Annotated in this window: 24 protein-coding genes and 1 other annotated feature; of the genes, 2 read left to right on the forward strand and 22 right to left on the reverse strand. The window is 49.9% G+C overall.

Annotation, left to right across the window (positions count from 1 at the left end):
- Positions 1 to 16 precede the first annotated feature (16 nt).
- The 9 genes from LAJLEIBI_RS16255 to rplJ all read right to left on the reverse strand — a co-directional run bounded on the left by LAJLEIBI_RS16255 (position 17) and on the right by rplJ (position 8,833).
- Positions 17 to 670, reverse strand: a complete 654-nt coding sequence (locus LAJLEIBI_RS16255) for a DUF2291 domain-containing protein (protein ID WP_040436078.1) — start codon at positions 668 to 670, stop codon at positions 17 to 19.
- 188 nt (positions 671 to 858) lie between these two features.
- Positions 859 to 1,887, reverse strand: a complete 1,029-nt coding sequence (locus LAJLEIBI_RS16260) for a D-ribose ABC transporter substrate-binding protein (protein ID WP_006445107.1) — start codon at positions 1,885 to 1,887, stop codon at positions 859 to 861.
- 169 nt (positions 1,888 to 2,056) lie between these two features.
- A complete protein-coding gene (locus LAJLEIBI_RS16265; protein WP_149301990.1) occupies positions 2,057 to 2,986 on the reverse strand; it encodes a transketolase family protein in 930 nt (309 codons plus the stop codon).
- Positions 2,979 to 3,812 (reverse strand): transketolase, encoded by an 834-nt coding sequence (locus tag LAJLEIBI_RS16270; protein WP_040436081.1) that lies wholly within the window; start codon positions 3,810 to 3,812, stop codon positions 2,979 to 2,981. The genes LAJLEIBI_RS16265 and LAJLEIBI_RS16270 overlap by 8 nt, the downstream gene beginning before the upstream one ends.
- Before the next feature lie 2 nt (positions 3,813 to 3,814).
- Positions 3,815 to 5,215, reverse strand: a complete 1,401-nt coding sequence (locus LAJLEIBI_RS16275) for an L-fucose/L-arabinose isomerase family protein (protein ID WP_006445113.1) — start codon at positions 5,213 to 5,215, stop codon at positions 3,815 to 3,817.
- 35 nt (positions 5,216 to 5,250) lie between these two features.
- Entirely contained in the window at positions 5,251 to 6,258 is a 1,008-nt protein-coding gene (locus tag LAJLEIBI_RS16280) for a LacI family DNA-binding transcriptional regulator (RefSeq protein WP_006445114.1), read from the reverse strand.
- Positions 6,259 to 6,709: 451 nt separating this feature from the next.
- Positions 6,710 to 7,708 (reverse strand): LacI family DNA-binding transcriptional regulator, encoded by a 999-nt coding sequence (locus LAJLEIBI_RS16285; protein WP_006445116.1) that lies wholly within the window; start codon positions 7,706 to 7,708, stop codon positions 6,710 to 6,712.
- A 142-nt stretch (positions 7,709 to 7,850) separates the two neighbouring features.
- Positions 7,851 to 8,225: a 50S ribosomal protein L7/L12 gene (gene rplL / locus LAJLEIBI_RS16290; protein ID WP_006445117.1), complete on the reverse strand. Its 375-nt coding sequence runs from the start codon at positions 8,223 to 8,225 to the stop codon at positions 7,851 to 7,853.
- 32 nt (positions 8,226 to 8,257) lie between these two features.
- A complete protein-coding gene (gene rplJ, locus LAJLEIBI_RS16295) occupies positions 8,258 to 8,833 on the reverse strand; it encodes a 50S ribosomal protein L10 (RefSeq protein WP_006445118.1) in 576 nt (191 codons plus the stop codon).
- Positions 8,834 to 8,886: 53 nt separating this feature from the next.
- Positions 8,887 to 9,032, reverse strand: a sequence feature (ribosomal protein L10 leader region).
- A gap of 163 nt (positions 9,033 to 9,195) precedes the next feature.
- On the opposite strand from rplJ, the gene LAJLEIBI_RS16300 reads away from it, so the two are divergent.
- Positions 9,196 to 9,924: a LytR/AlgR family response regulator transcription factor gene (locus tag LAJLEIBI_RS16300; RefSeq protein WP_006445120.1), complete on the forward strand. Its 729-nt coding sequence runs from the start codon at positions 9,196 to 9,198 to the stop codon at positions 9,922 to 9,924.
- The gene (locus LAJLEIBI_RS16305; protein ID WP_006445121.1) at positions 9,921 to 11,258 is read left to right on the forward strand and encodes an ATP-binding protein; all 1,338 of its coding nucleotides are present in this window, start codon (positions 9,921 to 9,923) and stop codon (positions 11,256 to 11,258) included. Before LAJLEIBI_RS16300 ends, LAJLEIBI_RS16305 begins: the two co-directional genes overlap by 4 nt.
- A gap of 165 nt (positions 11,259 to 11,423) precedes the next feature.
- On the opposite strand, the gene LAJLEIBI_RS16310 is transcribed toward LAJLEIBI_RS16305, so the two are convergent.
- The 13 genes from LAJLEIBI_RS16310 to LAJLEIBI_RS16370 all read right to left on the reverse strand — a co-directional run bounded on the left by LAJLEIBI_RS16310 (position 11,424) and on the right by LAJLEIBI_RS16370 (position 25,428).
- Positions 11,424 to 14,906: a leucine-rich repeat protein gene (locus tag LAJLEIBI_RS16310; RefSeq protein WP_149301991.1), complete on the reverse strand. Its 3,483-nt coding sequence runs from the start codon at positions 14,904 to 14,906 to the stop codon at positions 11,424 to 11,426.
- A 391-nt stretch (positions 14,907 to 15,297) separates the two neighbouring features.
- Positions 15,298 to 15,990 (reverse strand): 50S ribosomal protein L1, encoded by a 693-nt coding sequence (gene rplA / locus LAJLEIBI_RS16315; RefSeq protein WP_040435060.1) that lies wholly within the window; start codon positions 15,988 to 15,990, stop codon positions 15,298 to 15,300.
- An 82-nt stretch (positions 15,991 to 16,072) separates the two neighbouring features.
- Entirely contained in the window at positions 16,073 to 16,498 is a 426-nt protein-coding gene (gene rplK, locus LAJLEIBI_RS16320) for a 50S ribosomal protein L11 (protein ID WP_006443239.1), read from the reverse strand.
- Positions 16,499 to 16,554: 56 nt separating this feature from the next.
- Positions 16,555 to 17,070, reverse strand: coding sequence for a transcription termination/antitermination protein NusG (nusG, locus tag LAJLEIBI_RS16325; RefSeq protein WP_006443241.1), 516 nt, complete (start codon positions 17,068 to 17,070; stop codon positions 16,555 to 16,557).
- A 33-nt stretch (positions 17,071 to 17,103) separates the two neighbouring features.
- Complete coding sequence (gene secE, locus LAJLEIBI_RS16330) at positions 17,104 to 17,298, reverse strand: preprotein translocase subunit SecE (RefSeq protein WP_006443242.1); 195 nt, start codon at positions 17,296 to 17,298, stop codon at positions 17,104 to 17,106.
- Between the two features lie 21 nt (positions 17,299 to 17,319).
- Positions 17,320 to 17,469, reverse strand: coding sequence for a 50S ribosomal protein L33 (gene rpmG / locus LAJLEIBI_RS16335; protein ID WP_005332089.1), 150 nt, complete (start codon positions 17,467 to 17,469; stop codon positions 17,320 to 17,322).
- 193 nt (positions 17,470 to 17,662) lie between these two features.
- On the reverse strand, positions 17,663 to 18,403 hold the full coding sequence (locus tag LAJLEIBI_RS16340; protein ID WP_006443243.1) for an amidohydrolase family protein: 741 nt from the start codon (positions 18,401 to 18,403) through the stop codon (positions 17,663 to 17,665).
- Positions 18,400 to 19,149 (reverse strand): amidohydrolase family protein, encoded by a 750-nt coding sequence (locus tag LAJLEIBI_RS16345; RefSeq protein WP_006443244.1) that lies wholly within the window; start codon positions 19,147 to 19,149, stop codon positions 18,400 to 18,402. Before LAJLEIBI_RS16345 ends, LAJLEIBI_RS16340 begins: the two co-directional genes overlap by 4 nt.
- 68 nt (positions 19,150 to 19,217) lie before the next feature.
- A complete protein-coding gene (locus tag LAJLEIBI_RS16350) occupies positions 19,218 to 20,702 on the reverse strand; it encodes an amidohydrolase family protein (RefSeq protein ID WP_006443245.1) in 1,485 nt (494 codons plus the stop codon).
- A gap of 14 nt (positions 20,703 to 20,716) precedes the next feature.
- Entirely contained in the window at positions 20,717 to 22,333 is a 1,617-nt protein-coding gene (locus LAJLEIBI_RS16355) for a PucR family transcriptional regulator (RefSeq protein ID WP_006443246.1), read from the reverse strand.
- Positions 22,334 to 22,337: 4 nt separating this feature from the next.
- Positions 22,338 to 23,660 carry an allantoinase AllB gene (gene allB, locus LAJLEIBI_RS16360; protein ID WP_006443247.1) on the reverse strand — a complete coding sequence of 441 codons (1,323 nt, stop codon included), beginning with the start codon at positions 23,658 to 23,660 and terminating at the stop codon, positions 22,338 to 22,340.
- A 2-nt stretch (positions 23,661 to 23,662) separates the two neighbouring features.
- A complete protein-coding gene (locus LAJLEIBI_RS16365) occupies positions 23,663 to 24,451 on the reverse strand; it encodes a BtpA/SgcQ family protein (protein WP_006443248.1) in 789 nt (262 codons plus the stop codon).
- Positions 24,448 to 25,428 (reverse strand): carbohydrate kinase family protein, encoded by a 981-nt coding sequence (locus LAJLEIBI_RS16370; protein WP_006443249.1) that lies wholly within the window; start codon positions 25,426 to 25,428, stop codon positions 24,448 to 24,450. The genes LAJLEIBI_RS16365 and LAJLEIBI_RS16370 overlap by 4 nt, the downstream gene beginning before the upstream one ends.
- Positions 25,429 to 25,438 lie beyond the last annotated feature (10 nt).

Here is a 25,438-nt window from a genome sequence, read left to right on the forward strand (position 1 = left end):
CTTGTTGTAAAGTAGGTTATTCTGCTTCCAGAACTACAGGCGTGATCAGAACGTCTGAACTTCCTGTCGATACTGTAAATGCTCCTACAAATGAGATCGTCTTTCCCTGTAAGGAATCCGGTTTCGCCGGCTCGACAACATCCTTTGCCACCACTTCATTGATGCTCTGTGATACCGCTGCCCACTGCTCCTGGTTTTTGTAATCGCCGAACTTGATAAAGCTCAACGAATCACGGATGGAAGAACCTTTGTATACAGGCCCGATCTGGATCTTGATGACCTCTGTGCCGTTATAGCCGTCCAGCTTTATTGCTATGTAACCTGCCTGGGACTGTGTATTTACTTCTTCTACAGTGCCTGACCCTTTTACGACATAGCTCAGTTCCCCGGAATCACCCATGGAGTATTTGCCGTACTCGTCCGCCAGTGCCGTCAGGTCTCCGTTTGACTCCTCAAGAAACTCTTTGAGGTCAACGGCATTTTCGTTCATCTCCGGAAGTGCCGATTCTTCCCAGATGGCTTCCACGTCATCCCCTGCATTAAATTCTACATCTCCGGTATATTTTCCTTCTTCCCCGATCTTAACGACTTTCACAATTCCACATCCTGTAAGCAACGTGGACGCTGCAAGTGTGAGCGTAAGTGCGAGAGCTATCATGCGCTTTTTCATAGCGGCCTCCTTCATATCGTTTATTCACAAATATTTCTGCCGAATATCTATACTGACCGAACTTCCCATGTTCCATCAGAAATGTTCCGTAACCATTTAATACTTTTCCACATAAAAGAGTTGTTTTCATATACGGGGAAGCACCTTAAAGTGCCTCCCCACCCATGTTTGTACTTTATTTTCCCAGCTTATTCTGTGAAAACAAATCCTGATAATTTGTCTACATTTTCAGATGTGATAGCGATACAGTCAACTAACTGTTTCTCATCCAATCCTGTGGAACCTTCTTTGAGATACTTGTCAGCCTGCTCTACTGCCATCTCAGCGATAACTGCGAACTGCTGAAGAGCTGTTCCTGTAGCGTCTCCTGATTTGATCAGGGCCGCCGCCTCGTCGGAACCGTCCACACCGATAACAGGAAGTGTCTTGCCGGCTGCCTGGAGCGCTGCGCATACACCTTCTAACATTGTATCGTTACCGCATACAACACCTTCGATGTCAGGGTTTGCCTGAAGCATTGCTTCCATCTTGTCATAAGCTTCTGTCTTTTCCCAGTTAGCTGTCTGCTGAGCTACCATCTCCATATCCGGATACTGGTCGATCACTTCGTGAAAAGCGGAAGAACGTACGCCTGCGTTTGTGTCAGATTCTTTTCCTAACAGCTCAACGTATTTTCCTTTTTCACCCATAGCTTCAACAAATTTTTCAGCGATGGCTTTTGCGCCCTGGTAGTTGTTTGCAACGATCTGAGAGATGGCTACGCCCTCTTCATTGATCTCACGGTCGATGAGGAATGTCGGGATCCCTGCTTCTCTTGCTTTCTTTACAGCCTCAACTGTCGCATCCGCGCCAGCGTTGTCACAGATGATCGCTGCTGCTTTGTCTGCGATCGCACTGTCAAATAATTCTGTCTGTTTCGTCGGGTCGTCATCGTGAGATGCGGCTTTTACTTCATATCCAAGTTCTTTAGCCTTTGCAGTAGCTGTGTCAGCCTCCGCCTTGAATGCCGGGTTGGATACGGATGGTGTGATAATATAAATGATGTTAGAGCCTCCGCCTGGTAAAGCTTCCTCGTCCTTTGTGTCCTCTGTCTTCTTGTCTTCCTTTTTGTCTTCTTTTTTAGAAGAATCGTCTGATTTGGAGCTGCATCCCATAACCATAGCTCCGACCATAGCTACTGCAAGCAGCATAGCCAATACTTTTTTGAAACCTTTCATTTTTGTTCCTCCTTATGTTTTTAAAAGTATTAAATTCTCTATATCAACAGGCAATACCTGCTAATATCTGAAAACTTGCGGAATTTTGAAAGGGGTCAGACCCCTTTGGCCATAGGGGTCTGACCCCTATGAAAATTTTGGCCATAGGGGTCTGACCCCTATGAAAATTCTACAAAACTTCCTTTATTGTCTTTATAATTCCTTCTGCGTCCAGTCCGTAATACTGGAACACTTCCTTCGATGTCCCCGTGATGACCGGGGCGTCCGGTAGCGACAGGTTCACGACCTTCTTCGGGCATTCGCTCCCTACTACCTGGCTCACCATAGAGCCCAGTCCCCCGTACGGCGCGTGTTCTTCCACCGTCACCACTGCCTTGGCGTTCTGAGCTGCTTTTACGACGGCTTCTTTATCGAGTGGTTTCACGCAGTACATGTCTACCACCGTCACGCTGATCCCTTCTTCTTTCAGCTTCGCCGCGGCGTCTGCCGCCGGCTTCACCATCTCTCCGCAGGCGATCACCGCCACGTCGCTCCCTTCTGTCACGAAGGTCGCTTTATCCATCTCAAACGGCACGTTCCCTTCTTCGTACACGTCGTCCACCGCGTTGCGGCCCACCCGGATGTACGCCGGCTTATCATCCGCCAGCAGCGCTCTCGTCAGGCACTCCGTCTGCAGACGGTCGCTCGGCAGGTACACCCGCATGTTCGGCACCGCCGCCATGGCCGCGATGTCCTGGGCCGAGTGGTGGCTCATCCCGAGCGCGCCGTAGCTCACGCCGCCGCTGATCCCGATGAGTTTTACGTTTGTGTTCGAATACGCCACATCTATCTTGCACTGCTCATAGCTCCGCGTGGAGAGGAAGCAGGCCGGGGACGCCGCGTACGGCTTCTTCCCGCATTTTGCAAGGCCGGCGGAGATGCTCACCAGGTTCTGCTCCGCGATCCCCGTCTCCACGAACTGGTCCGGCAGCTCGTTGGCAAATGGGGTGAACGACGCGCTCCCGCGGGAGTCGCTGCACAGCGCCACCACATCTTTATCTTTTTTTGCCGCCTCCATCAGGACTTCACACATCACCTGTTTGTTTGCCGTCTTAGCCATGAAGCGCCGCCTCCTTTCTCTCTGCCAGATCTTTTCTGATCTGCGCAAGTTCCTCTTCATTCGGGACCTTATGATGCCAGTTTGCCTTGTTCTCCATCACGGAAGAGCCCTTGCCCTTCACCGTGTTGGCGATCAGCACGGTGGGCTGTCCCTTCACCGTCTTCGCCTCCTCAAACGCCGCGTGCAGCTGATCGATGTCGTTGCCGTCCGCCACGTCGATAACGTGCCAGCCGAAGGCGCCAAACCTTTCATGCAGGTCGTCGTGTCCCATCACGTCCTCCGTATTGCCGGATATCTGCAGCCGGTTCCGGTCCACCACCGCGCACAGGTTGTCGAGCTTATACTGGCAGGCCGCCATGGCGCCCTCCCACACAGAGCCCTCAGCCAGCTCGCCGTCGCCCATCACCGTGTACACCCGGTAGTCCTGGCCGTTCATCTTTCCTGCCAGCGCCATGCCGACACAGACCGGAAGGCCGTGCCCAAGGGAGCCTGAGTTCATCTCCACTCCCGGCAGCTTGTTGTTCGGGTGGCCGATGAATTTGGAGCCGAACTTGCTGAACGTGGAAATCAGTTCCTTTTTGTCAAAGAAGCCTTTCTCCGCCAGCACCGCGTAGTATGCCTCCACGGAATGTCCCTTGCTCATGACGAACTTGTCACGGTCCGGGTCGTCCTGATTCTCAGGACTTATGTTCATCTGGCAGAAGTACAGCTCTGTCAGGATCTCAAGCACGCTCATGTCGCCGCCGATGTGGCCGGCCTTTCCTTCCACGATCATGTCGATCACGGTCTCCCTCAGCCCGTAGGCCAATGCTTTTAGATTGCTCATAATCATTCTCCTCTTAAATATGCTTTGACGTCTTCTTCGATCGGGTCATAAAAGTCAGGTTTTACGCCAATATATTTACATGCTTCATATAATACCGGAACGATGTCCTTGTGAATGCCCACGCAGTGGTGAATGTAAGGTCCTTCCACGATCTTTGCCTCAAGCCGCTTGATGTTTTCCACCTCTACCCAGAGATATGTCCCCATTCCCTTCGGGCCGTCCACGCCTTTGGCGTTGCCAAGAAGCAGCGAATACTCTCCGTTGTCCCCGTCGAACCGACACAGCGTCACATCGCCGTGCTTCGCCTCCGCCGTAAGGCTTCCCGGATGGTCAAATGCCAGCGGATATGTAAGCTGCGGCTTCTCCTTTGCCACCGAAATGGGCCACGGTCCGCAGTGCTGCAGCAGCTCTCCGTTCTCGATATCCGGATGGCGGATCGTCCAGTCTGCAAAGAAACCTCTCGTCTCCCCCATTCCTGCCGCTTCCACCATAAGCGCCGTGATGGCTCCGTGGATATCTGTCTCACATACGACTGGTATTCCCTTGTCATTCAGGATAGCGTTTGCCGCACACGGCATAACACCGAGTTCCGTCTGAAGCGCGTTCCAGCACTGGATCGCCGCAGCGCCACAGCCATACTTCTCCACGAGCCGTTCCATCGCCACCGCAAGGGCAGCCACATTCTCCACCTCATTGTCCTTGATCTTGACTTCCATGTTCTCCCTGATATAGGAGATCATCTCCGCCAGTCTGCCGCCTTCTTCCTTAACCGCTTTCACTTCCTGCGTAAGCTCCGTCATCGGAACCGGGGCGAGCTGTACATTGAACTTCTCCAGCAGCTCCCCTTCGTTGCACATCGTCGTCCAGAAATCAAACGGCCTCGTGGAGATCTGGAGTATTCTTATATTGCGGAATGTTTTTACTACATTGCACACCGCCATAAAGTCCCTCAGTCCTCTTTCAAATACCGGATCATTTAATCTGCAGTTTGTCACATATGTAAATGGAATCTGAAATCTTCTCAGCACCTTCCCGGTGGCGAACAGGCCGCACTGCGTATCTCTCAGCCTCACACCGTTCTCTTCCGGGCGCTCATCCAGCGGCCCCCAGAGCATTACCGGTACGTCCATTTCCTTTGCAAGTCTTGCGCAGACATATTCTGTTCCGAAGTTGCAGTGAGGGAACATGATCCCGTCAACGCCTTCCTTCTTGAACTTTGCCGCTATCTTCTTCACGTCATTGTCATCATAGAGAAGACCTTCCTCATTGATGTCGTCGATATCCACAAAATCGATCCCCAGCTCTCTCAGTCTGTCTGCCGTTAGTCCCCTGTACTTGATCGCATCCGGCGCGCTGAAAATACTTCTTCTTGTCGGCGCAAATCCCAATTTGATAGTTGCCATCTTTCTTCCTCCATTCTTATGCTTTGCTGCACTGTTTATCTTTCAATTTGTCTGACACTGTCTCTTTCTATAAATTGTGTGCAGACCTGGATCTTCATCTTTATATCTTTCCCTGAATACTTAATATGGTCCAGCGCTCTTCTGACCGCCACTTCCCCCATCTCCTGCTTGAACACCCGAACCGTCGTAAGACCCGGGGTGGAGACGGTCCCAAACCTGATATCGTCAAAACCGACGATGGAAATGTCTTCCGGAATGCGTATCCCCTTTTCCTTCATGGCCCTCATCGCTCCGATGGCTATCACATCATTGTCCGCAAAAAATGCAGTCGGAAGCCTGTCGGTATGTTCCAGATATTTTTTCATGTCCTGGTAAGCCGATTCCAGCTTTGTTCCTACCGTGACCTCATATTCCGGCTTCCTTACAAGGCGGTGTCTGCCCATCACTCTGTGGTAACCGTATTCCCGGTATCTGAAAGACTTTATCCGGTAATCCCCTCTCAGGTACCCAATCTCACGGTGTCCTTTTTCTACGAGATATTCCATCGCATTGCACACCGCGTCCGTATTGTTGATCATGATACCGTCAAATATCATCTCGTCACTCCATCCGTCCAACACGATGAGGTAACCTTTATAGTCGTAAAACGGAACATAGTCCTCTTCCGTCATCTCTGTCCCAAGCAGTATCACAAGGCAGTTCGTATCTTCCAGAAACTCTTTCAGCCTGATCTCAAAAGATTCATCTTCATAATTCAGATGACAGAACGTTGTCTCATACCCAAGCTCCTTGGCCTGACGTTCAACGCCTTCGATCATGGCCGGAAATATCTGGCTGTCATCAATGATAAGTCCGTTTTTTCTGTATGTGACAAACTTGATCTTCGTGATCGTCTTCCCCTGCTGATATCCGAGCGTCTCCGCTGCCTTTAATATCTTTTCAGAGGTAACGGGATTGACTCCCTTTTTGCGGTTCAAAGCATTTGAGACGGTCGCGGGAGAAAAACCTGTGATCTGGCTTATCTTTTTTATACTGACTTTCACTCTTCACCGCCCCTTAACTGTTTATATCTGTATTATAAGCGTTTATATAAATTATTCAATACTTTTTATGTAAAAACTCCATTTTAATTTACATTTTGTTTAATTACAATAGATTTAACCAGTTGTTTTTGTGTACTATTAACAATATATCTATTCCACATTTACATTTTATTCACATTTAACGCTTTGTTTTGGTAAACGTTCATATGAATATTTATATAAACATTTATATAAACTATGTCATAATATGTAAATTATTGTCAGTACAAAAAGCATTACCGCTTCACAAGCACCTTCCGAACGTTATTTTCCGCTTTCTATGCTGAACGGCACCACTAAAAAACAGCCGGTCCTCCGGCTCTCGTTCACGATCAGTGCAGAACAAGGGCCGGAGGACCGGCTGTATCACAAACCACAGGCGGGCGGTACATTCGTACCGCCCGCAAACCCGCTATATTTTTCTAACACTCGCACGTTCCACAAAGTCCGTGCAGACCTGTATCTTCGTCTTGATCTTCTTCCCGTCCTCAACCGAGCGCATCAGCTCCCGCACCGCCATCTCTCCCATCTCGTGCTTATATACATGGATCGTAGTAAGAGGCGGATCCGAGATCGCGCCGAACGATATATTGTCAAATCCTATGATGGACACATCGCCCGGTATGTCGTATCCCCGTTCCTTCAGCGCCTGCATCGCCCCGATGGCGATCGTATCGTTATCCGCAAAAAACGCAGTCGGAAGTATGGGCGTCTCCTCCAGATATTTCCGCATGCCCTCATAGGCCGTCTCGATCTTCGTCCCGACAGTCGCGATATACTCAGGCTGCACCGGCAGGTGATGCCTGTCCATAACTCTCCTGTAGCCGATCTCGCGGTAACAGAATGCCTGTATGCGAAAGTCCCCCCGCAGATATCCGATATCACGGTGTCCCTTATCGATCAGATATTCAACCGCCCTGGCCGCGGAATCTGTATTGCTTATCAGTACACTGTCAAAAAAGTAGCGGTCACTCCAGCCGTCCAGAAGAATGATCTTGTTCTTCGCATGTGTGTACGGCTCAAAGTCCTCCTCCTGCATCTCAGTGCCAAGCAGCACAATGGCGCTCTCCACGTCTGAAAGTATCTCCTGCAGCTGCGTATTGTACTCTATATCGTTGATATCCACATGGTTAAATACCGTCTCATAGCCGAGCGACTTGGCCTGTCTCTCAACTCCTTCGATCACAGCAGGGTGAAACGGGCTGTCGTCTATGATCAATCCGTTTCTGCGAAAAATCACAAATCTTATTTTACTTATTTTTTCTTCCAGTCTGTATCCCAGTTCCTCTGCCGTCTTAAGAATTCTGTCAGCCGTCTCTTTATTTACGCCTTTTTTATGATTCAGTGCATTGGAAACTGTCGCAGGAGAAAAACCGGTAATTTCACTTATTTTCCTGACGCTTACTTTCATCCCTTACGACCTTCCATCCTTTTTGCCTCCCTGTTTTCCGGAGTATAAAAATACTATAACACATTCAATTCAAAAAAAGAAGGGAAATTCCAGCCGGTGGAATTTCCCTCCTGTGATAAGCTTTTACAGATGCAGCCCTCAATTACTTAAGGTTTACTTCTGCTCCTTCGCCTTCCAGCTTTGCCTTGATCTCTTCAGCCTCAGCCTTGGAAGCGCCCTCTTTCACTACCTTCGGAGCTCCGTCAACTAATTCTTTTGCTTCTTTTAATCCAAGTCCTGTGATCTCACGTACAACTTTGATTACTTTAACTTTGGAAGAACCTGCAGAAACTAATTCAACGTCAAATTCGTCTTTCTCTTCTGCCGCTGCTGCCTCTCCGCCTGCTGCTGCAACTACAACGCCTGCTGCCGCAGATACACCAAATTCTTCTTCGCATGCTTTAACTAATTCGTTTAATTCTAATACTGATAATTCTTTGATTGCTTCAATCATCTCAGCTGTTGTTATTTTAGCCATTTTGTTTTTCCTCCATTTTTATGATTTTTCGATTATTCTTCTGTCGCTTCCGCTGTCTCTTCAGCCGGAGCTTCTGCCGCTGCCGGAGCCTCTTCTGACGCCGGAGCTTCCTCTGCCGCTACTTCACCGCCCTGTTCAGCGATCTGCTTAATAACACGGGCAAAGTTTGTAATTGGTGACTGTAAGCTTCCAAGCAGTTTGGAAAGCAGTTCTTCTCTTGACGGGATCTTGGATAATTCCGTAAGTCCTGCAGTGTCATAAACTGAGCCTTCAATCACACCAGCTTTTAATTCAAGGGCTTTCGCATCCTTCGCGAACTTGCAGAGAATTCTTGCCGGAGCAGTCGCGTCCTCTTTAGAGATCGCAATAGCGCTCGGTCCTGCAAGATGCTCTTCCAAAGCAGCATACTCTGTCCCTTCAAAAGCTCTTTTCATCATTGTGTTCTTGTATACCTTGTAGATGATCCCGGCATCTCTGAGCTGCTTACGCAGTTCTGTATCCTGCGCAACAGTAAGCCCACGGTAGTCAACAAGCACAACTGATGCTGCATCCTTGACTTCATCTGCAATAGTCTCTACGATTGGTTGTTTTAATTCAACTTTTGCCATGAAAATGGTGCACCTCCTTATAGTTTAGTCTGCTGCCAAAAGAACAACGCTTTCTATCATATAAAAAACCTCCGGTCCGTAAGACGCAGAGGTTGTATAAATTCATAGAAATCGAATCTCATATCATCCTCGGCAGGCGTGTCTATCACTTACGCTAATCAAAAGCACCTGCTGTCTTCGGCAGTCATCGCTTTGCTATTATACCATCACATTTGACGGATGTCAACACCTTATTTTATACCGGACTTTTCCCGACGCAAGTTTACCATAATGGTGCTGTTTTTACCGTTTATTTCCAATCCCCTGTTCATATAGTGTGTTAAAATAAAATCAGAACTTTTTTACTTGGGGAGGAATGCCGAATGAATGTCGCTGTTGTAGACGACTCGCTTTTCGACAGACAATATTTACAGGATAATATCGAACGTTACTGTTCTGAACATAAAGTTCACATGCAGATCAAAACTTACGATAACGGACATGGATTTTTAAATTCCTTTTCTGTTCACACATATGATCTCGTTTTTCTCGATATATTCATGGATGAGACGAGCGGCATACATATTGCCGAGAAGATCCGGCAGATAGATGACAGATGCCAGATCATATTTACGACCTCGAGCCAGGAACATGCCATCAAAGCTTTCCGGCTGCACGCGCTCGATTATCTCCTCAAGCCTTACACATATGAACAGCTGGAAGAATCACTGTTCAGATGCCAGACGGCGATGAAACGGTTTTCACATTACATCGAGCTGAAAGAGGGGCGCCACTATACACGGGTACTTATCTCGGATATTATATATACCGATTACTATAATCACTATATACAGGTCCACACTTTGCGAAACGTCATCCGCTCTTATATGTCATTCGCGGACTTCGCGCCGATGCTCGGCAAATACCCGCAGTTTCTCTGGTGCTACCGCAACTGTATGGTCAATATGGATTATATCAGATCGATGGACAGCAAAGACTTTATCCTTTCCACGGATGAGCGTATTCCCATCTCAAGGGCGCGCAAAAATGAGATACGCCAGACTTATGCCAACTATCTGTTTGAGTATGTGACCACAGGAGATACTCCATGACGCAGGATATCATCATCAGCGCCCTGTTGTTCATCCTCCCGTGTATTCTCATACTGTTCCTCACTTTTTCAGATCATCTGAGAACACCAACTCATGCAACAGCCGCCTTTTCCATATCCTGTTTCATGATCATAGATATGGCGGCCACCTACATATATTATACAAAACCGCTCACCGCATGGACAATGATTCTTCTTTCCTTTGCAGCCATGCTGGCCGGAGTGGTTTTATTTCGCGCGGCGTCCGGCTACAGCTTTGCACAGAGTCTCTTTTCTGTGGCCATCGTCATGTGCTATACGGACAGCATATATATCTTTTCGTCGCAGTTCCATTACATCGCGGCAGGCAGGCTCCCCGACGGACCGTCCGCACTACACACGGTGTCGACGCTGGTCATATCACTGGCCACCTTCCCGTTTGTCCTTCTGCTCTTCAAACGGCTTCTCCGGCCGGCGCTGGACGCCACAGAAAGCCTCGCTTTCTGGCGAATATCCTGGGGGATCCCGCTGTGCAGCAGACTGTTGTATTACCTGACCATTTTTCCGATATTTTCGCCAAATCTGCCTACGTCGGTACAAAGCGATATATATTCCGCGCCCACACTCTGGAGCATCTTTACGTTTTTCACTTATGTCATTGCGCTTAAGATGGTGACGGAAACAACAAAAAATGCCAGGCTTCAGGAGGAACTGCATATATCAGAAACTCAGTTTGCGGCACAGTTAAAACAATCCGAGATGATCCAGCAGCGCATAGAGGAGACGATGCGCATACGCCACGATTTCCGCCACACGCTCATAGCGCTTCAGGCATGCCTGGACTCCAAAGATTATGACGGCATGGGAGAATTTATAAATAATTATATATGCAGCCTGGACTCCCTCCGCCCGACTGCATATTGCGACAACCCCGTCGTCAACGCCATCATATCATACTATGCCGAAATGGCCCGCGGCGACGGCATCACCTTCTCCGCCTCCGTGCAACTGGAGCAGAAGCTGCCGCTTACAGATACCGACGCATGCATTATCCTCGGAAACCTGCTGGAAAACGCTCTGGAAGCCTGCCAGCGGCAGACGGGCACAGGCCGGTATATACACGTCAAACTCCATGCCGTCCACGGAAGTTCACTCGTTATCATCATTGACAACAGCTACAGCGGCATCATCCACAAAAAAGAGCATGTTTTTCTTTCCACAAAAGCGAAAAACAGAAAAGGGATCGGCATCGCTTCCGTACTCGATATCGTGTCAAAATATGAGGGTGTACCCCGGTTTGAGTATGATGCGGAAACATTTAAAGTCTCTATTTTTTTGCATCACAGCCGCAATTGACAGAAAGCCGGGTGCGGCTTTCTGTTTTGCTTTATTCATAATAAAAAAGGACCGGCGCAGTATGTGCCGCGCCGGTTTCCTCTAAACTTTGTCTATATCGTTTTAACCGCCTCTGTTACATTCTCAGCCGACTTTAAACACTCCCCTTTGCAGTCTTCCCTCCTTTTATCTATGCCGCTTTGCACAGCGCCGCTTCCTGCTGAACACCATGGAAGCACAGACCGCCAGAGAGGCCAGCATAATAAGCGCAGCGGACACCAGTTCCACGGGATCGCCCGTCTGAACACCGCTTCCGGTACTGCGGCTGTTTCCTCTGCCGTCGCTGCCTCCCGGAACAAACACCGCAAAGGGGGACAGTCCCCCGAAGGTCCCTGTCACCGCGCCGTTCTCCACCGGTACTTTAATGTGCTCCAGCTCCCTTCTGTGGCAGTGCATCACTGTCGCTGTCCGTCCGTTGTACCCGACGCCTACCGGAATCGTCACATCCACCTCACCCTGAACCTCCCCTGCCGAAAGGCGGATATCGTACAGCAGCAGCGGACCGCCGTTGTCTTTTCCGTACGCGCGTATGGTAGCGCAGGCAGAATCATCATCCCCAGTGTGCAGTGTGCCCGATTTCACGTTCAGCATCGCGTCCTCCGTAAAGCTGCCTCTCACTGTGACCCCGGTGGACGGATCCCGAAGCGTACGCTCGGAGTAAGATGGCGTAAAATGGGCCGTCACCGTGACGTGGGCCGCCGGCATCGTAAAGGTAGTGGAAGCTTCTTCCGCGTTGGCGAACGCACCGCCGCCGGATGAGGTCCACCGGTCAAACTTCCGGCCGGCAGATGGGGCGGTCATGAGAGACACACTGTCATTTTCCTGGTACAGACCGCCCTTTGTTGTGTCTGTTCCGCCGGCCACCGTCAGCCGGTAGCCGGGGACAAGTGTCCAGGTATTGCTGTCGACCGGGGTACTGAGGCCGCTCTTCCATGTATCATTGTAATTGCTCTCCTTCCCGGCAGGGTAGTAGATGGTACCGCTGCCGGCAATAAAATACAACGCACCACCTCCTATCGCTTTTGGGGGGCGGTCCCCCAAAAAGGTCAGAGATGCAAGGCCTCCGCAGTTATAAAACGCAGCATCCTCAATGGTTTCCAGGCTGTCGGGGAATATCACTTTTGTAAGGCTGAGGCAGCTCCAAAACGCAAATCCTTTAATAGTCCTCACACCGTCAGGAAGCACAAAGCTCGTATCAGCGTTTCCAATGGGGTAAATAAGCAGCGTTTCCATCTTTTTATCATACAGCACACCGTTTTCGCTGGAAAAGTATCCGTTTCCGTCCGCAACTGCAAATGACATCAGGCTGGTGCAGTTAGAAAACGCTTGGGCTCCAACGGTTTCCAGGTTCTTTGGGAAGGTAACCTCTGTAAGGCTGGGGCAGTTAGAAAACGCTTGGACTCCAATGGTCTGCAGACTATCCGGGAAGACTGCGCCGGCAAGACTGCCGCAACCCCCAAATGCGCTACCCCCAATGGATCGCAGACCGTCCGGGAAGACTGCGTTTTTTAGGCTGCCACAGCTATAAAATGCATTGCTTCCAATTGTTTTCAGTTTATCCGGGAAAATAACAGTGGTGAGTCTTCCGATGTTATTACTCGCTGATCCTGCCACCTTTATCAGACCGTCCATCCCCGATAAGTCCAGGGTGGTCAGATTTGTCCAGTCATTGCCAGGTATATAGAGGCTCCGCAGATAATCCCAGTTATCTCCGGTAAGTTCCGTGGCATCTCCTGTGAGCGTTATGGCAGTGTAGTCCGCCTTATTGCCGCCGCCAAGCGCAGTTGTGACTTTGTCTGCCACCTCGCCGGGGGCATCGTTATCCACTTCCACGACCAAGTTATACACTCCGCTGCTCCAGCCTCCGCCGGTGGGAAGGTTCAGTCCGCTGATCCAGGCGGCATCATAGCTGGGCGCATCACTCGGGTAGTACAGCCGGCCGCCTCCGGCAATATTATTAAACGCGGCAGGTCCAATGTTCGGAGGGGTGCTGCCCGTAAAGGTCAGAGTGGCAAGGCTTTCACAGGAATGAAAAGCACTACTGCCGATGGAGGTCAGGTTTTTTGAAAAAGTCACTTCCGTGAGACAGAGGCAGTTATAAAATGCATTCCCTCCAATAGACTCCAGATTGTTCGGGAACGTTACCTCCGTAAGCCCGGTGCAGTTGCCGAACGCATAACCCTCAATGGTTTTCAGGCTGGACGGGAAGGTCACACTTTCAAGGCTGGGTTGGCTGCCGAATGCGGCGTTTCCAATGGTCACCACACCATCCGGAATGGTGAAGCTCATATCAGTCTTTCCTTGCGGGTACAGAAGAAGTGTTTCCATCTTCTTATCATACAGTACGCCCGCCTTGCCGGTAAAGTATGGGTTTTCACTCACAACTGCAAATGCTGTAAGGCTGGTACAGCCAGAAAACGCATTTTTTACAATGGTCTTCAGCTTTGATGGGAAGGTCACCTCCGTAAGGCTGATGCAGTCAGAAAACGCACAACTTCCAATGGTTTCCAGACTGGACGAGAACGTTACACTTCTCAGGCTAAAGCAACCGCTAAACGCATACGCCTCAATGGATTTCAAGTTGTTCGGGAAGGCTGTCTCCTTAAGACTGCCACAGCTCAAAAACGCATTCACCCCGATAGTTTCCAAGCTTGACGGGAAAGTTACCTCCGTAAGGCCAGTGCTGCCATAAAACGCATCCATTCCAATGGTTTTAAGGCTGGACGGAAAGGTCACCGCGATGAGCTTTGCCGGACTCCTCTGCGAATTTAAGGTTTCCACCTTGCTCAGTCGGCTCATCCCCGACAAGTCCAGAGTGGTAAGGCTGTTCCATTCGCTGTCCTCTGCATACAGCGCCCGGATATAATTCCAGTTACCATCCGTGAGTTCCGAAGCGCTGCCCGTAAGTGTTATGGCAGTGTAATCTGCCTTATTGCCGCCGCCAAGCTCCGCCTCCACCGCGTTTTTCACTGCGTCAGTGCCATTTCCGGTCACTTCCACAGTAAGGGCGGTGCCCGCAGAGACCGTCTGAAGTGCCGGAGCACTCTTGAGAGAGCTATTCGTCTGTGCTTCTTTTACCCGCACCGTGATCCGGGGCAGGCTTACCTCCTTTGGCACGGTATATCCTTCGCCGGGCTTTGGGGTCAGGATGTACTCCCCGGGCTTCTCACTGTCATAGGCAGGCCCGCTCTCCCACATCACGGGAACATTCTCCGCCGACGGTGCGGGAGTCTCCCCGCCGTTCTCCGCCGGTTCCTCCTGTACACGGAAGACCATGGCCTCCAGTTCCCCGGGCAGGTTTAACTCCTCCCATGCGGTGCCCTGCGGCACCTCCCGCTCCGTGCTGTTATCCGGCAGCGCTAAGAAGGACTGTATCTGCCCCTCCGAAGGAGCCGCCGGCGTCTCCGCCCTTGCGGCCAGAGGCATAGTCATGCCCAAAAGCACCGCTGTGGACAACAGCAGTGCCAGTATTCTCTCTTTACGTTTCTCGCCCATACATTTCCTCTCTTTCTCCCTGCTGCTTTCCGTGCTGTACTTTCCCCTCACCCTGAAGCCCCTGAACGCAGGACGGTCAGAAGCTTTGAAGTACCCGCCCAGCGGGTACTTCAAAGGGGTATACCCCTTTGATCACATCTTTATTTTATTCCGGCGCTTTTAGCGCCCTGCTCTGCCAAAAAATCATCCTGGCTAAATGTAAGTGACTATTTTCCATTACTATAACACATCATGAGGTCTCATGCAATACGAAAGAATATTTATCGTATTATAATGTAGTGAATTGCACATACAAGAGTGCTCGACGCACCGTGTCCTGCCATCCTCTCCCATCCCAGGCCTTTCCGAAAAAAGCGCAGCGCGCAAAAAAGAAACCTTATGCAAATGCATCCGCATCACATAAGGTTTCTCTTTTTTCCCGTCCATTTGGCGTGACCTGCAGTCTCTTTCTGCTGCTTCACGGCTTACCGCCAAACCGCCGACAGGATTATATTACACAATACAATTAAACTAATTTAGCCGGGTTGATCTTTACACCGGGTCCCATAGTAGAAGTAAGTGTCACGCTCTTTAAGAACTGACCTTTTACCGCTGCCGGTTTAGCTTTGTTGATTGCATCAATAAGCGTCTGGAAGTTGTCCGCAAGTTGTTCTTCGGTAAAGGAAGCTTTACCTACTGGCACATGGATAATGTTCGTCTTGTCAAGTCTGTACTCAATCTTACCGGCTTTGATCTCCTGAACAGCTTTTGCAACATCCATTGTTACCGTTCCGGCTTTCGGGTTTGGCATCAGGCCCTTTGGTCCAAGTACACGGCCAAGGCGTCCGACAACACCCATCATGTCCGGCGTAGCAACAACTACGTCAAATTCAAACCAGTTTTCATTCTGGATCTTTGGGATCAATTCATCCGCTCCTACGTAATCTGCCCCTGCCGCCTTTGCTTCTTCTGCTTTGGCGTCCTTGGCAAATACAAGGATCCTGGTCTTTTTGCCTGTTCCGTGAGGCAGTACGACTGCTCCACGAATCTGCTGGTCAGCGTGACGTCCGTCACATCCGGTTCTGATATGAGCTTCGATCGTCTCATCGAATTTAGCTACTGCAGTTTTCTTTACTAATGAAACAGCTTCTTCTTTGTCGTAAAGATTTCCTCTGTCGATCACTTTAGCAGCTTCAATATATTTCTTTCCTCTTTTCATTCTAAAAAACCTCCTCGTGGTAATGTCGGGATAACCCTCCCACATATTTAACATTTACAATTAGCAACGAAAGCTCTCGAGCCTACTCTTCTACTTTAACGCCCATGCTGCGGCATGTGCCGGCGATCATGCTCATGGCGGCCTCAACAGTTGCGGCGTTTAAGTCCGGCATCTTAAGTTCAGCGATCTCCTGAAGCTGAGCCTTTGTGATCGTAGCAACCTTTGTCTTATTCGGAACGCCTGAACCTGATTTGATATTGCAGGCTTTCTTGATAAGAACCGCTGCCGGCGGAGTCTTTGTGATAAAGCTAAAGCTTCTGTCATTGTAAACTGTGATCACTACAGGGATGATCATATCTCCCTGATCTGCAGTTTTAGCGTTGAACTGTTTTGTAAATTCAACGATGTTTACACCGTGCTGACCAAGTGCAGGTCCAACCGGTGGTGCCGGTGTAGCTTTTCCGGCAGGTATTTGTAACTTAATATAACCTTCTACTTTTTTTGCCATTTCAATTACCTCCTTGTGGTGTTGGCGGGAACGTCACACGCCCCTCCCACTTCCTACTACATTTTCTTTACTTCTGCGAAACTGATCTCTACCGGCGTTTCGCGGCCGAATAACTCAACATTGATCGTCAGACTCTGCTTCGGAATGTTCAGCGCCTGGATCACTCCAACCGTATCTGCCCATGCCCCGGCAATTACCTGAACGGTATCGCCGACCTCAAAGTCAACGACAATATTCTCCTGCCTGATCCCAAGCGGAGCCATCTCGGCATCCGTAAGCGGAACCGGTTTGGACCCCGGCCCTACAAATCCCGTCACACCTCTCGTGTTACGGACAACGTACCAGGTGTCGTCATTCATGATCATATGAATGAGCACATACCCGGGAAACATTTTTTTCTGTGTCGCCTTCTGGACGCCGTTTTTCAGTTCCACTACATCCTGCATCGGAACACGGACCTCCAGTATTTGGTCTTCCAGGTGCCGGTTTTCAATTGTCTTATCAATGTTGGCCTTAACTTTGTTCTCATACCCTGAATAAGTATGAACAACGTACCATTTTGCCTCTGACATAAAATCACCTTTCTTGCCTGCAGTTTATCAGTGCTATCTTACTAATAAATCCACTCCGTTCTGTACCAGGAAATCAATAACTGCAATAATTAATCCGAGTACAACAGACACAGAAACGACTGCCGCTGTCTGTTTTGCAAGTGTCATCTTATCTGGCCAAATGATCTTTCTGAACTCTGCCTTAAGTCCTTTGAACCAGCTTTTCTTCTGAGTTTTTTGTTCAGCCATGACATCACTCCTTTGCGGCGACTATTTTGTTTCCTTGTGCAATGTGTGTGACTTGCAGAATTTACAGTACTTCTTAGTCTCCATGCGCTCAGGATGAGTTTTCTTATCCTTCGTCATGTTGTAATTACGCTGCTTGCATTCTGTACATTCCAATGTGATTCTTGTACGCACAACTTCCACCTCGCTTTATGTTTCTTGTGTTAACATTGTTACGTGGCAGCTTGCGGGGCTGCCCGATTTTAGGCATAAAAAAAAGACCTACTTCCATTCGCTAGGATAGTGTATCACACAAAGCCGGAAAATGCAAGTCCTTTTCGTCATATAACTCCGCCGCAGCCGGGACTGCGGCGGAGTCTGTTTCATGTCACTTCAATAATCTAAGCGCATTTTTATAGAAAATACTTTCCCGCGCTTCATCTGTCAGGTCTGCCCTCTGAATGCGGTATATCTCAAGCTCTGTATTAAGCCACGGAAAATGAGAGCCGAATACAAGCCTGTCATACCCGAGGCGCTCCGGTATATTTTCGATCCCTTCATCGGAATAGTCTCCCGAAGTCTCGATCATCAGGTTGGAATGCCTGTCCATCACATGATCCACATCTGTCAGCGCATAGCCGCTGCTGTCAAACTGCCCTCCGTGGGACATGATAAACGTGATCTCAGGAAATCTTTCCGCCAGATCGGCCACCTGAAAGCAGTGTGACAGCCACGGGTATCCCGTCTCAACCAGGACAGGCAGGCCGTACTCTCTGCATATCTCCATAAAAGGATATACCTTCTTGTCGTTTATCGCAAATGTCTCCTCCCACGGATGCAGGACGAGCCCTTTCAGCTCCAGTTCCTGCACCGACTCCCGCAGTATCTTCTCAGAATCCTTCCCGAGATTGGGGTCAATACGGCAGAAACCGGCAAGTTTCCCCGCATGCTTTCTCTGCAGGTCCGACACATATTCATTCTGCCGTTCAAAGAAAGGGTCTGTCGTCTTGACGGGACAGATCACCGAGATATCCACCTGATTTTCCGCCATATTCTGCAGAAGCTCATCTTCCGTACTTTCCTGACCGAGCATGGATGTGCCGACATATGTATGAAAATCAATGATCATTTCTCTCCCTCCAATCCCATCACACGCACCGCGTTTTTATAGAGCACCATCTCCAGTTCTTCCTCTGAAAGTCCCGCCAGCAGCACCTTCTTAAGCTCCACGAGCGGGTCGCAGCACGGCGCGTCCGTGCCGAAAAAGATACGTTCCGCTCCCAGTTCATCCACAAACCACCGGATTTCCTTTACGAGCGGCACTTCTGAAGTATCGATGTAAATATTTTTATATTTTTTGGCCGCCTCAATGGCATCTCTGTTATGGGCGTAACCTCCCATATGCGCAAGAATAATGACCGTGTCCGGGCACTGCGCGGCCAGCTCCCCTATCTGGAGCGGAAGGCACATCATCTCGTCCCCGCAGTGGAAGAGAACCGGAAGCCCAAGTTCTCCCGCCTTCCTGCATAAGTTTACCGTAAGCTCCCCGTATGGGTGCAGTGTATAGTGGGCCGGATGCAGCTTGACTCCCCGGACCGGATACGTTCTGCAGCTTTCTTCCAGAAAGTCCACCGCCTCTTGGCCAAACCACGGATCCATGCGCAGAAACATCATAAAACGCTCCTTATAAGGTTCTATGGAATTCCAGAGACGCTCTGCGCACGTCATATCCGGTCCCGGAAGATTCAGGTACGCGCTGACGACAGCTTTCTCGATACCCGCCTCATCCATGAGCTTCACGAGCTTCGTGGCGGTATCATGCCAGTGCAGCGGTTCGCACACGTCCACATGCGCGTGCATATCTATGATTCTCATATAAGACTCCTTTCATTATATATATGTATTTAAATTATGGAACAACTGGTGTTTCTCCGAAATGTCTTTCAGACAAACAGGTTACACGTACAGTCTTCATACTGTCTGATACACTTTTCATATATCCGGTCCACGTACGGCATAAGCGCGTCATTCTTTTCCACCGTATCTTTAAACCGCTCCTGAAACTCTCCTGTCATTGCCTGAAGTTCCTCTATCAGAGCATTCTCATCTACGTTCAGTATGTTTCTGTTCTCCATCAGAATGCGCCCCGCCGAGATCACAGTCTCCACATCACTGCCGTCCTCACAGTAGACGAGATGCTTGTAAATATCGTTTAACGGCGTAAATGCCTCGGACTTCAGATTTATGACCGCAATATCCGCGTCCTTTCCTTCTTCCAGGCTTCCCATCTCCTCCGTTCTCCTCAGACTGTGCGCGGGCGTCTGAATGGCCATTTTCAAAATGGATCTGGCGTCCAGCCACGTCTTATAGTCCGCATCCATCACCTTCTGCAGCAGCGCGGCAAACTTTACCGTTTCAAACATGCTGTACCCGTCGTTGCTGCTCATGCCGTCCGTGCCGAGCACCACATTTACGTTGTTTTGCACCATCCTGCGAAGCGGCATGATACCGCTTCCAAGCTTCAGGTTGCTGACTGGGTTGTGGGCCACAGAGGCGCCCGCCTCCCCGATCATCCGCATATCCTCCTCGTCCATCCACACTCCGTGAATAATCGTGAGGCGGTCTGTCAGGAACCCGATATCTTTGATATGCTTTACAATGGACGCGCCGTAAAATTCAGGACCGGTAGCGCGCTGCATCCTCGTCTCCAGGATATGTGTATGCATGGGCAGGTCATACTTAAGCGCGGTCTTTAGTCCTCTCATCAGGTATTCGTCCGTGCACCGCTGCGGCGCCGACGTGGAAAATACAACACGCATGCCGTCCTTTCTGTCCCACCTTCTGATCACTTCCTCATACGTCTCTATCATCTCATCCGGATCCGGGTGCGAGGAAAGCAGCCCATGATACTGTCCGGGAATACAGTCTTTTGTATACGGAAGCCTGTCCATAAAGGCGCGGTCTCCCATATTTACTGCTATATTGCCTTTTAAGCCTATGTCCTTATATGCCTGAAATACCTGGTCGTACCCTTTTACCGTGGCTTTCGGGCACTCCGATACGTCATCCTGCACGCACGTTATTCCTTTCTTCACCATCTCCATGGCCCCGATCATCGTGCGCAGATATATGAGCCGGTGGGAAAACGGACCATAATCCAGCGGCGGGCAGCTGTACAGCATCCATGGCTCCAGCGGCAGGTTGTCGAAGCGTCCGCGGAACATATTTTCATCCGAGTGCAGGTGGGCGTTCACGAGCCCGGGCATGACAAGCTTATCTGTACAGTCTATGATCTTGTCCGCGCTTTCTTCTATCCGGTATCCTATTCTCGTTATCTTCCTCCCTTCGATCAGCAGATCCGCACGTTCCAATATTTTGTCCTCAGGATCAAACGTCAGTATCTTTGCGTTTTTCAGTAATATTTTCATCCTGTAACCTCCTCCTATGAGAATAATTTATATGCATATGCCTCCATGCAAAGCGGCATCAGGTCGTCCATCGTTTCCAGGTCGTTGTACAAAAGTTCTTTGATCTTGTTCAGCCGGTTGATCAATGTATTTCTATGGATGTATAATGCCTTTGCCGTCTCGCTGACATTAAACTTGTGCTCCAGAAATCCAAGCAGCGTGTGCACAAGTTCTGTATTGTTTTCTTCATCATATTCCTGCAGGCACCGGATACTGTCGCAGCACTGCTCCTTTGTCTTTACCGGATACTGCAGCAGATAATCGTAAAACTCCAGCTGGTTATAGGCAAAGACCTGTTCTTTCATCCCAAGCTTTTCCCCGATATCAACGGCCTTTTCCGCCTCCTGGTATGCTCTTTTTATACCGGGAAAGTCGTCGCTGCTTTTCCCAATGCCGATCTGCACTTCCATCCCGTCATTTATGCGGCCCATTCTCTCCGCCATGATGTCTGCCAGTTTTCCGGCCGCGCTGCACATGAACGGATCGCTCTTATCCGTACAGGCAAAAAGATAGACGATGAACTTGCGGCCGCGGCTCAGTATATAGGGCTCAAATCCGCGCATTTCCTTACATTTGCGGATACATCCCTGTATCAGTTCCCGGTAGTCGGTACCTGCGTCAAATCCTCCCTGTATCTGGAGGAGTATCATGATCCTTTTCTTTTCAAACGGCATCTCTATATCCCGCAGGATATTTTTCAGCTCTCCGTCGTCGTACTGGCGCAGGCCGTTCAGGTACTCGTACAGATCCTTATGATATGAATCTTCAAACTCATATCTGTCCTCCTGTCTCGACCTCGCCTGTTCCAGCGCCATGCTCAGGATCTTTATGCACCGCTCGATTATGGACTTCTCCTCTTTTGTCAGTTCACCGGCGTCTTCCAGCACGAGCAGGAGCGCGTTCGCCCCGGCTCCGGGTATGGTGACTGTATATCCTTTCCTCTCCGTTTTATCCGGAAATAAAAAGACACACTCATCATTTTTCAGTGACTTCAGCCGCCTGATCACACTGTCTTTCATACACAGCTTCTTGTCATTCATTCTTTTGGCGGCATAGACGCACTTAAAGTCGCTGTCCAGCAGGATAACTGTCCGTTTCAGGAACTCCGCGATCCGGTAAACGATCTCCATCGTCCCCCTCTTTGAAAAGAAAATATCTGAGATATCTTCGATCAATTTCTGTTCCTTTACCCTGCTCCGGTAACTCAGTTCATATATATGGTTATAGATCGTCTGGCTCACCTCAGATAATGAATAATAAAATGGAAGCTCTAAAAGGGGGAGCTTTACCTTTTCTGCTTCCTTGACCATTCCTTCGGGAATCTCCTGGAAATAGTCTCTGATCTTCACTCCGAGCCCGGCGCAGCCGGCTTCTTTTAATTCGCGGACGATCCTTTTCTGCGCTTCCTCGTCATGGAGCAGAAAGTAGCCCGTAGTGACTGCCAGTTCATCCTGTTTTACCCACCGGATCGCATCCGGATTATCCAGCACTGTCACCCCGTCAAATCTGGTATTTGTAAGGTCGTCACAGGCAATACATTTTATATTTTTTAATCCGCTTGCTGTCACCAGCCATTCTAAACTACTTTTCATCGGCTCACCTGCAAATATAGCGTCCGCGCGGTTTTGATCCGCCTGCTTCCGCGCCGCGCAGGAAGGTCCTCTCAACGGTCCCCTGCAGGCACATATCTTTATAGACACTATTCTTTACTTTCGTTTTGATCTGATTCTCATCATAGATTGTCTGTTTCTCCGGATTTAATACGGCCAGATCCGCATCTTTTCCAAGTTCTATACTTCCCTTACTCTTATCGATCCCTAATAATTCAGCGGGCCTGAGCGATAACACCTCCGCAATGCGCTCCGGGGGCATCTTTCGTTTACAACATCCTTCTGAAAAAAGTACCGGCAGCGTAAACTGGACGCCTGATATGCCGGCCCACGCACGGTCAACCGCATCTGTCACCGACTTGTCTGCGCTCGGAGAGTGATCCGAGGAAATAATGTCTATATGCCCGCACTTTAGTTCTTCCCACAGTGCGTCTCTGTTTCTCATACCGCGTACCGGCGGCGCGCATTTCAGCATTGCTCCTTTGTCCGGGTAATCCTCTTCTGAAAACATGAGATAATGCGGACACGTCTCGCAGGTGATACGAGCTCCCTGCCTTCTGGCTTCCTGGATCAGCGCTATGCTTTTTGCGCTGCTTATATGGGCGATATGCACGCCCGCCCCCGTGATCCGCGCAAACAGCGCGCACCGCGCCACTGCCTCCAGCTCACTTTCTTCCGGATGCATCCTGCTCCAGTCTTCCCACCTTAAGCGCCCTTTCAGCTTCTTCGAGTAATAGTTGTTTATCTCCTCATTTTCAGCATGTATGACGATCGGGAAATTTTCTTTTGCGGCAAGACGCATCGCCTCCAGCAGGACCGGGTCGGAGACACGGGGGAAATCCTCCGCCCCGCTGTCGCACAGAAATGCTTTGAGCCCCGCCGCCCCTTCTGAAAGCATGGGCATGACCGCATCGAGATTATCCGCCGTCAGTCCGCCCCATACCATATAGTCTGTAAAAGAATTGCCTTTAATACGCATAAGCTTCATCTGCAGAGAACGTCTGTCAACGGTAGCGGGCACATTGTCGATCGGCATATCTGCGACCGTCGTGATCCCGCCCGCAGCCGCGGCCATGGAACCGTGCCGCCAGTCTTCCGGTTCGTCTGCGCCAAGATCATCCATATGGACATGCACGTCGATTCCCCCCGGAAATATATACCGTCCCGGGACTTGAACGGACTCTTTTGCAGCTCCGAGCATGCCCGGCATGGACAAACCGGCGATGATCCCGTTGCTGATCCCTATATCGAGTCTGCGTTTTCCTGCTGCCGTAATAACATAACCCTTTTCAATGGCCAAATCATACATATTTATCTGCTCTTTCTATAATGCCTTACTTTGTCTGCAAATCGTCTGATCTTTTCCGCATCCCACCGCAGCGGGCTTCCCGGAACTGGATCGTCCAGCATCAGCGAGCTGCTTACGACCGCCCCTTCACAGTGATCCAGTATGTCATAAATATTGTCCTCACTGACCGAGCCGCCCACCAGCACCGGTTTGCCCAGTTCCATTTTTTCCGCGGTCTCCAGATACTCCATCGTTTCCTTATAGTCGTGTCCTGTCAGTATAAGACCGTCTGCTCCGATATGGCTCGCCCAGCCGATGGCCATATCGACCGGCACTCCCGGCATCGGTATCCCTTCCCGGTCATGTACATCTGCAAGTATTTTTACCGGGGAATTTATCATAGTGCGGTACTGTACCGCCGTCTCACCGACGCCTGTACGGATCCCCTCTGCCTTGTACATTGTTCCGGCAAATACTTTGATGCGGACGAAATCCGCTCCCGCGGCCGCGGCCGCGGCGATCGGCGCCACTCCGTCGTGAGCCTGCATGATCAGTCCCAGTTTCACGCCCGGCACTTCCATCTTCACCATTTTTGCAAGTGACGCCGTCAAGGCGATCGTCTCCGGCAGCGCCGGGCCTGTATTCAGATTTTCATCCTGTATATATACCGTATCGATACCATTTTCATAGTGGACCTTTACATTGGCCATGACATACTCTTCGATCTCCGCCACTGACTGAGACGGATTATTCCTGCCATAGTACGGAAGATGTACCGCTCCTATAATGACCGGCTCCTTTGCATATCTCATTCTTTTCCCTCCATTGTGTAACAGACCACATCCTTCAGCCGTTCTTCCGCCAGCTCTCTGCTGATATGCAGCGCCGGCTCGATCCCAAAATCTTCAATGATAAACGAAGAAGATACGGTCCCATATTTGGCCGCTGTGACGAGGTCGTGCGTCTTATTGTATCCGACGAGAAAGCCTCCGCAGAAACTGTCTCCCGCTCCCGTCGGGTCCTTGACCGTGTCTGAATGAAACGCGTTCACAAATATGATTTCTTTATTTACATACACGAGACAGCCTCTTTTTCCGATCTTGATCACCACATTTCTGGCCCCAAGCTGTATCATTTTCTCTGCCGCTTCCGCCATGGGGATATCTCCGAAGATACCTTTCACCTCGACTTCGCTTGGTATCACCACATCCACCAGCCGGAAAAGCTCAGGAAGCTTGTCTATACACTCCGGTCTCATATAGTCGCTGCCGGTATCGAGCACGATGAGCCCTCCCGGATTCTTTTCTCTGAAATACTTTGCATAACCCAACTGTCTGTCATAGTGGCGCGCCGCAAGGAAAACGGCGGCGTCCGAATAGCTTTCAGGTATATCACTCACCGCAGGCGCAAATATCTCATGTGCCATCGTCACCATCTCGGGCGTCATCACCGGGAAGCCGGCGATCAGTTCGCCGCTTTGTTCGCTTTCATTAAAGGTTACTTCTCTGCGCTCCCCGTTCTCATCATAGATCATTCCCGCAAACATCATATGGCGCATGGGCACATCTTTTATGCCCTCCGTGTCGATGCCCCGTTCTTCCAGCATCCGGATCCACTCTTTTGGGATATCTGTTCCTTTTCTTGAGACGACTCCGATCTCTCCGTCGTGCCAGAGTGAGATCCCTGCCGTACCAAAGGCGGCGTTGCCGCCAAATACATTTAATTTTTTTATGCCCATTGTATTGATGATGTTGTCAATACTAAGGCAGCCAACTGCTACATAATCCATATGCCAGCAC

This window comes from [Clostridium] hylemonae DSM 15053, assembly GCF_008281175.1.
GTDB classification, from domain to species: Bacteria; Bacillota; Clostridia; order Lachnospirales; family Lachnospiraceae; genus Extibacter; species Extibacter hylemonae.

Bases quoted from the DNA above. Each gene is read 5' to 3' on its own strand.
- LAJLEIBI_RS16285 (WP_006445116.1), bottom strand. From the start codon at position 7,708: ATGAAAGTAAGCGTCAGGAAAATAAGTGAAATTACCGGTTTTTCTCCT.
- LAJLEIBI_RS16275 (WP_006445113.1), bottom strand. From the start codon at position 5,215: ATGGCAACTATCAAATTGGGATTTGCGCCGACAAGAAGAAGTATTTTC.
- LAJLEIBI_RS16345 (WP_006443244.1), bottom strand. From the start codon at position 19,149: ATGAGAATCATAGATATGCACGCGCATGTGGACGTGTGCGAACCGCTG.
- LAJLEIBI_RS16355 (WP_006443246.1), bottom strand. From the start codon at position 22,333: ATGAAAAGTAGTTTAGAATGGCTGGTGACAGCAAGCGGATTAAAAAAT.
- LAJLEIBI_RS16265 (WP_149301990.1), bottom strand. From the start codon at position 2,986: ATGGCTAAGACGGCAAACAAACAGGTGATGTGTGAAGTCCTGATGGAG.
- nusG (WP_006443241.1), bottom strand. From the start codon at position 17,070: ATGTCAGAGGCAAAATGGTACGTTGTTCATACTTATTCAGGGTATGAG.
- LAJLEIBI_RS16340 (WP_006443243.1), bottom strand. From the start codon at position 18,403: ATGATCATTGATTTTCATACATATGTCGGCACATCCATGCTCGGTCAG.
- LAJLEIBI_RS16365 (WP_006443248.1), bottom strand. From the start codon at position 24,451: ATGAGATATGCAAAGGAGCCGGTCATTATAGGAGCGGTACATCTTCCG.
- LAJLEIBI_RS16350 (WP_006443245.1), bottom strand. From the start codon at position 20,702: ATGAAAATATTACTGAAAAACGCAAAGATACTGACGTTTGATCCTGAG.
- LAJLEIBI_RS16305 (WP_006445121.1), top strand. From the start codon at position 9,921: ATGACGCAGGATATCATCATCAGCGCCCTGTTGTTCATCCTCCCGTGT.
- LAJLEIBI_RS16255 (WP_040436078.1), bottom strand. From the start codon at position 670: ATGAAAAAGCGCATGATAGCTCTCGCACTTACGCTCACACTTGCAGCG.
- LAJLEIBI_RS16270 (WP_040436081.1), bottom strand. From the start codon at position 3,812: ATGAGCAATCTAAAAGCATTGGCCTACGGGCTGAGGGAGACCGTGATC.
- LAJLEIBI_RS16300 (WP_006445120.1), top strand. From the start codon at position 9,196: ATGAATGTCGCTGTTGTAGACGACTCGCTTTTCGACAGACAATATTTA.
- rplA (WP_040435060.1), bottom strand. From the start codon at position 15,990: ATGAAAAGAGGAAAGAAATATATTGAAGCTGCTAAAGTGATCGACAGA.
- rplL (WP_006445117.1), bottom strand. From the start codon at position 8,225: ATGGCTAAAATAACAACAGCTGAGATGATTGAAGCAATCAAAGAATTA.
- LAJLEIBI_RS16370 (WP_006443249.1), bottom strand. From the start codon at position 25,428: ATGGATTATGTAGCAGTTGGCTGCCTTAGTATTGACAACATCATCAAT.
- rplJ (WP_006445118.1), bottom strand. From the start codon at position 8,833: ATGGCAAAAGTTGAATTAAAACAACCAATCGTAGAGACTATTGCAGAT.
- allB (WP_006443247.1), bottom strand. From the start codon at position 23,660: ATGTATGATTTGGCCATTGAAAAGGGTTATGTTATTACGGCAGCAGGA.
- secE (WP_006443242.1), bottom strand. From the start codon at position 17,298: ATGGCTGAACAAAAAACTCAGAAGAAAAGCTGGTTCAAAGGACTTAAG.
- rplK (WP_006443239.1), bottom strand. From the start codon at position 16,498: ATGGCAAAAAAAGTAGAAGGTTATATTAAGTTACAAATACCTGCCGGA.
- LAJLEIBI_RS16260 (WP_006445107.1), bottom strand. From the start codon at position 1,887: ATGAAAGGTTTCAAAAAAGTATTGGCTATGCTGCTTGCAGTAGCTATG.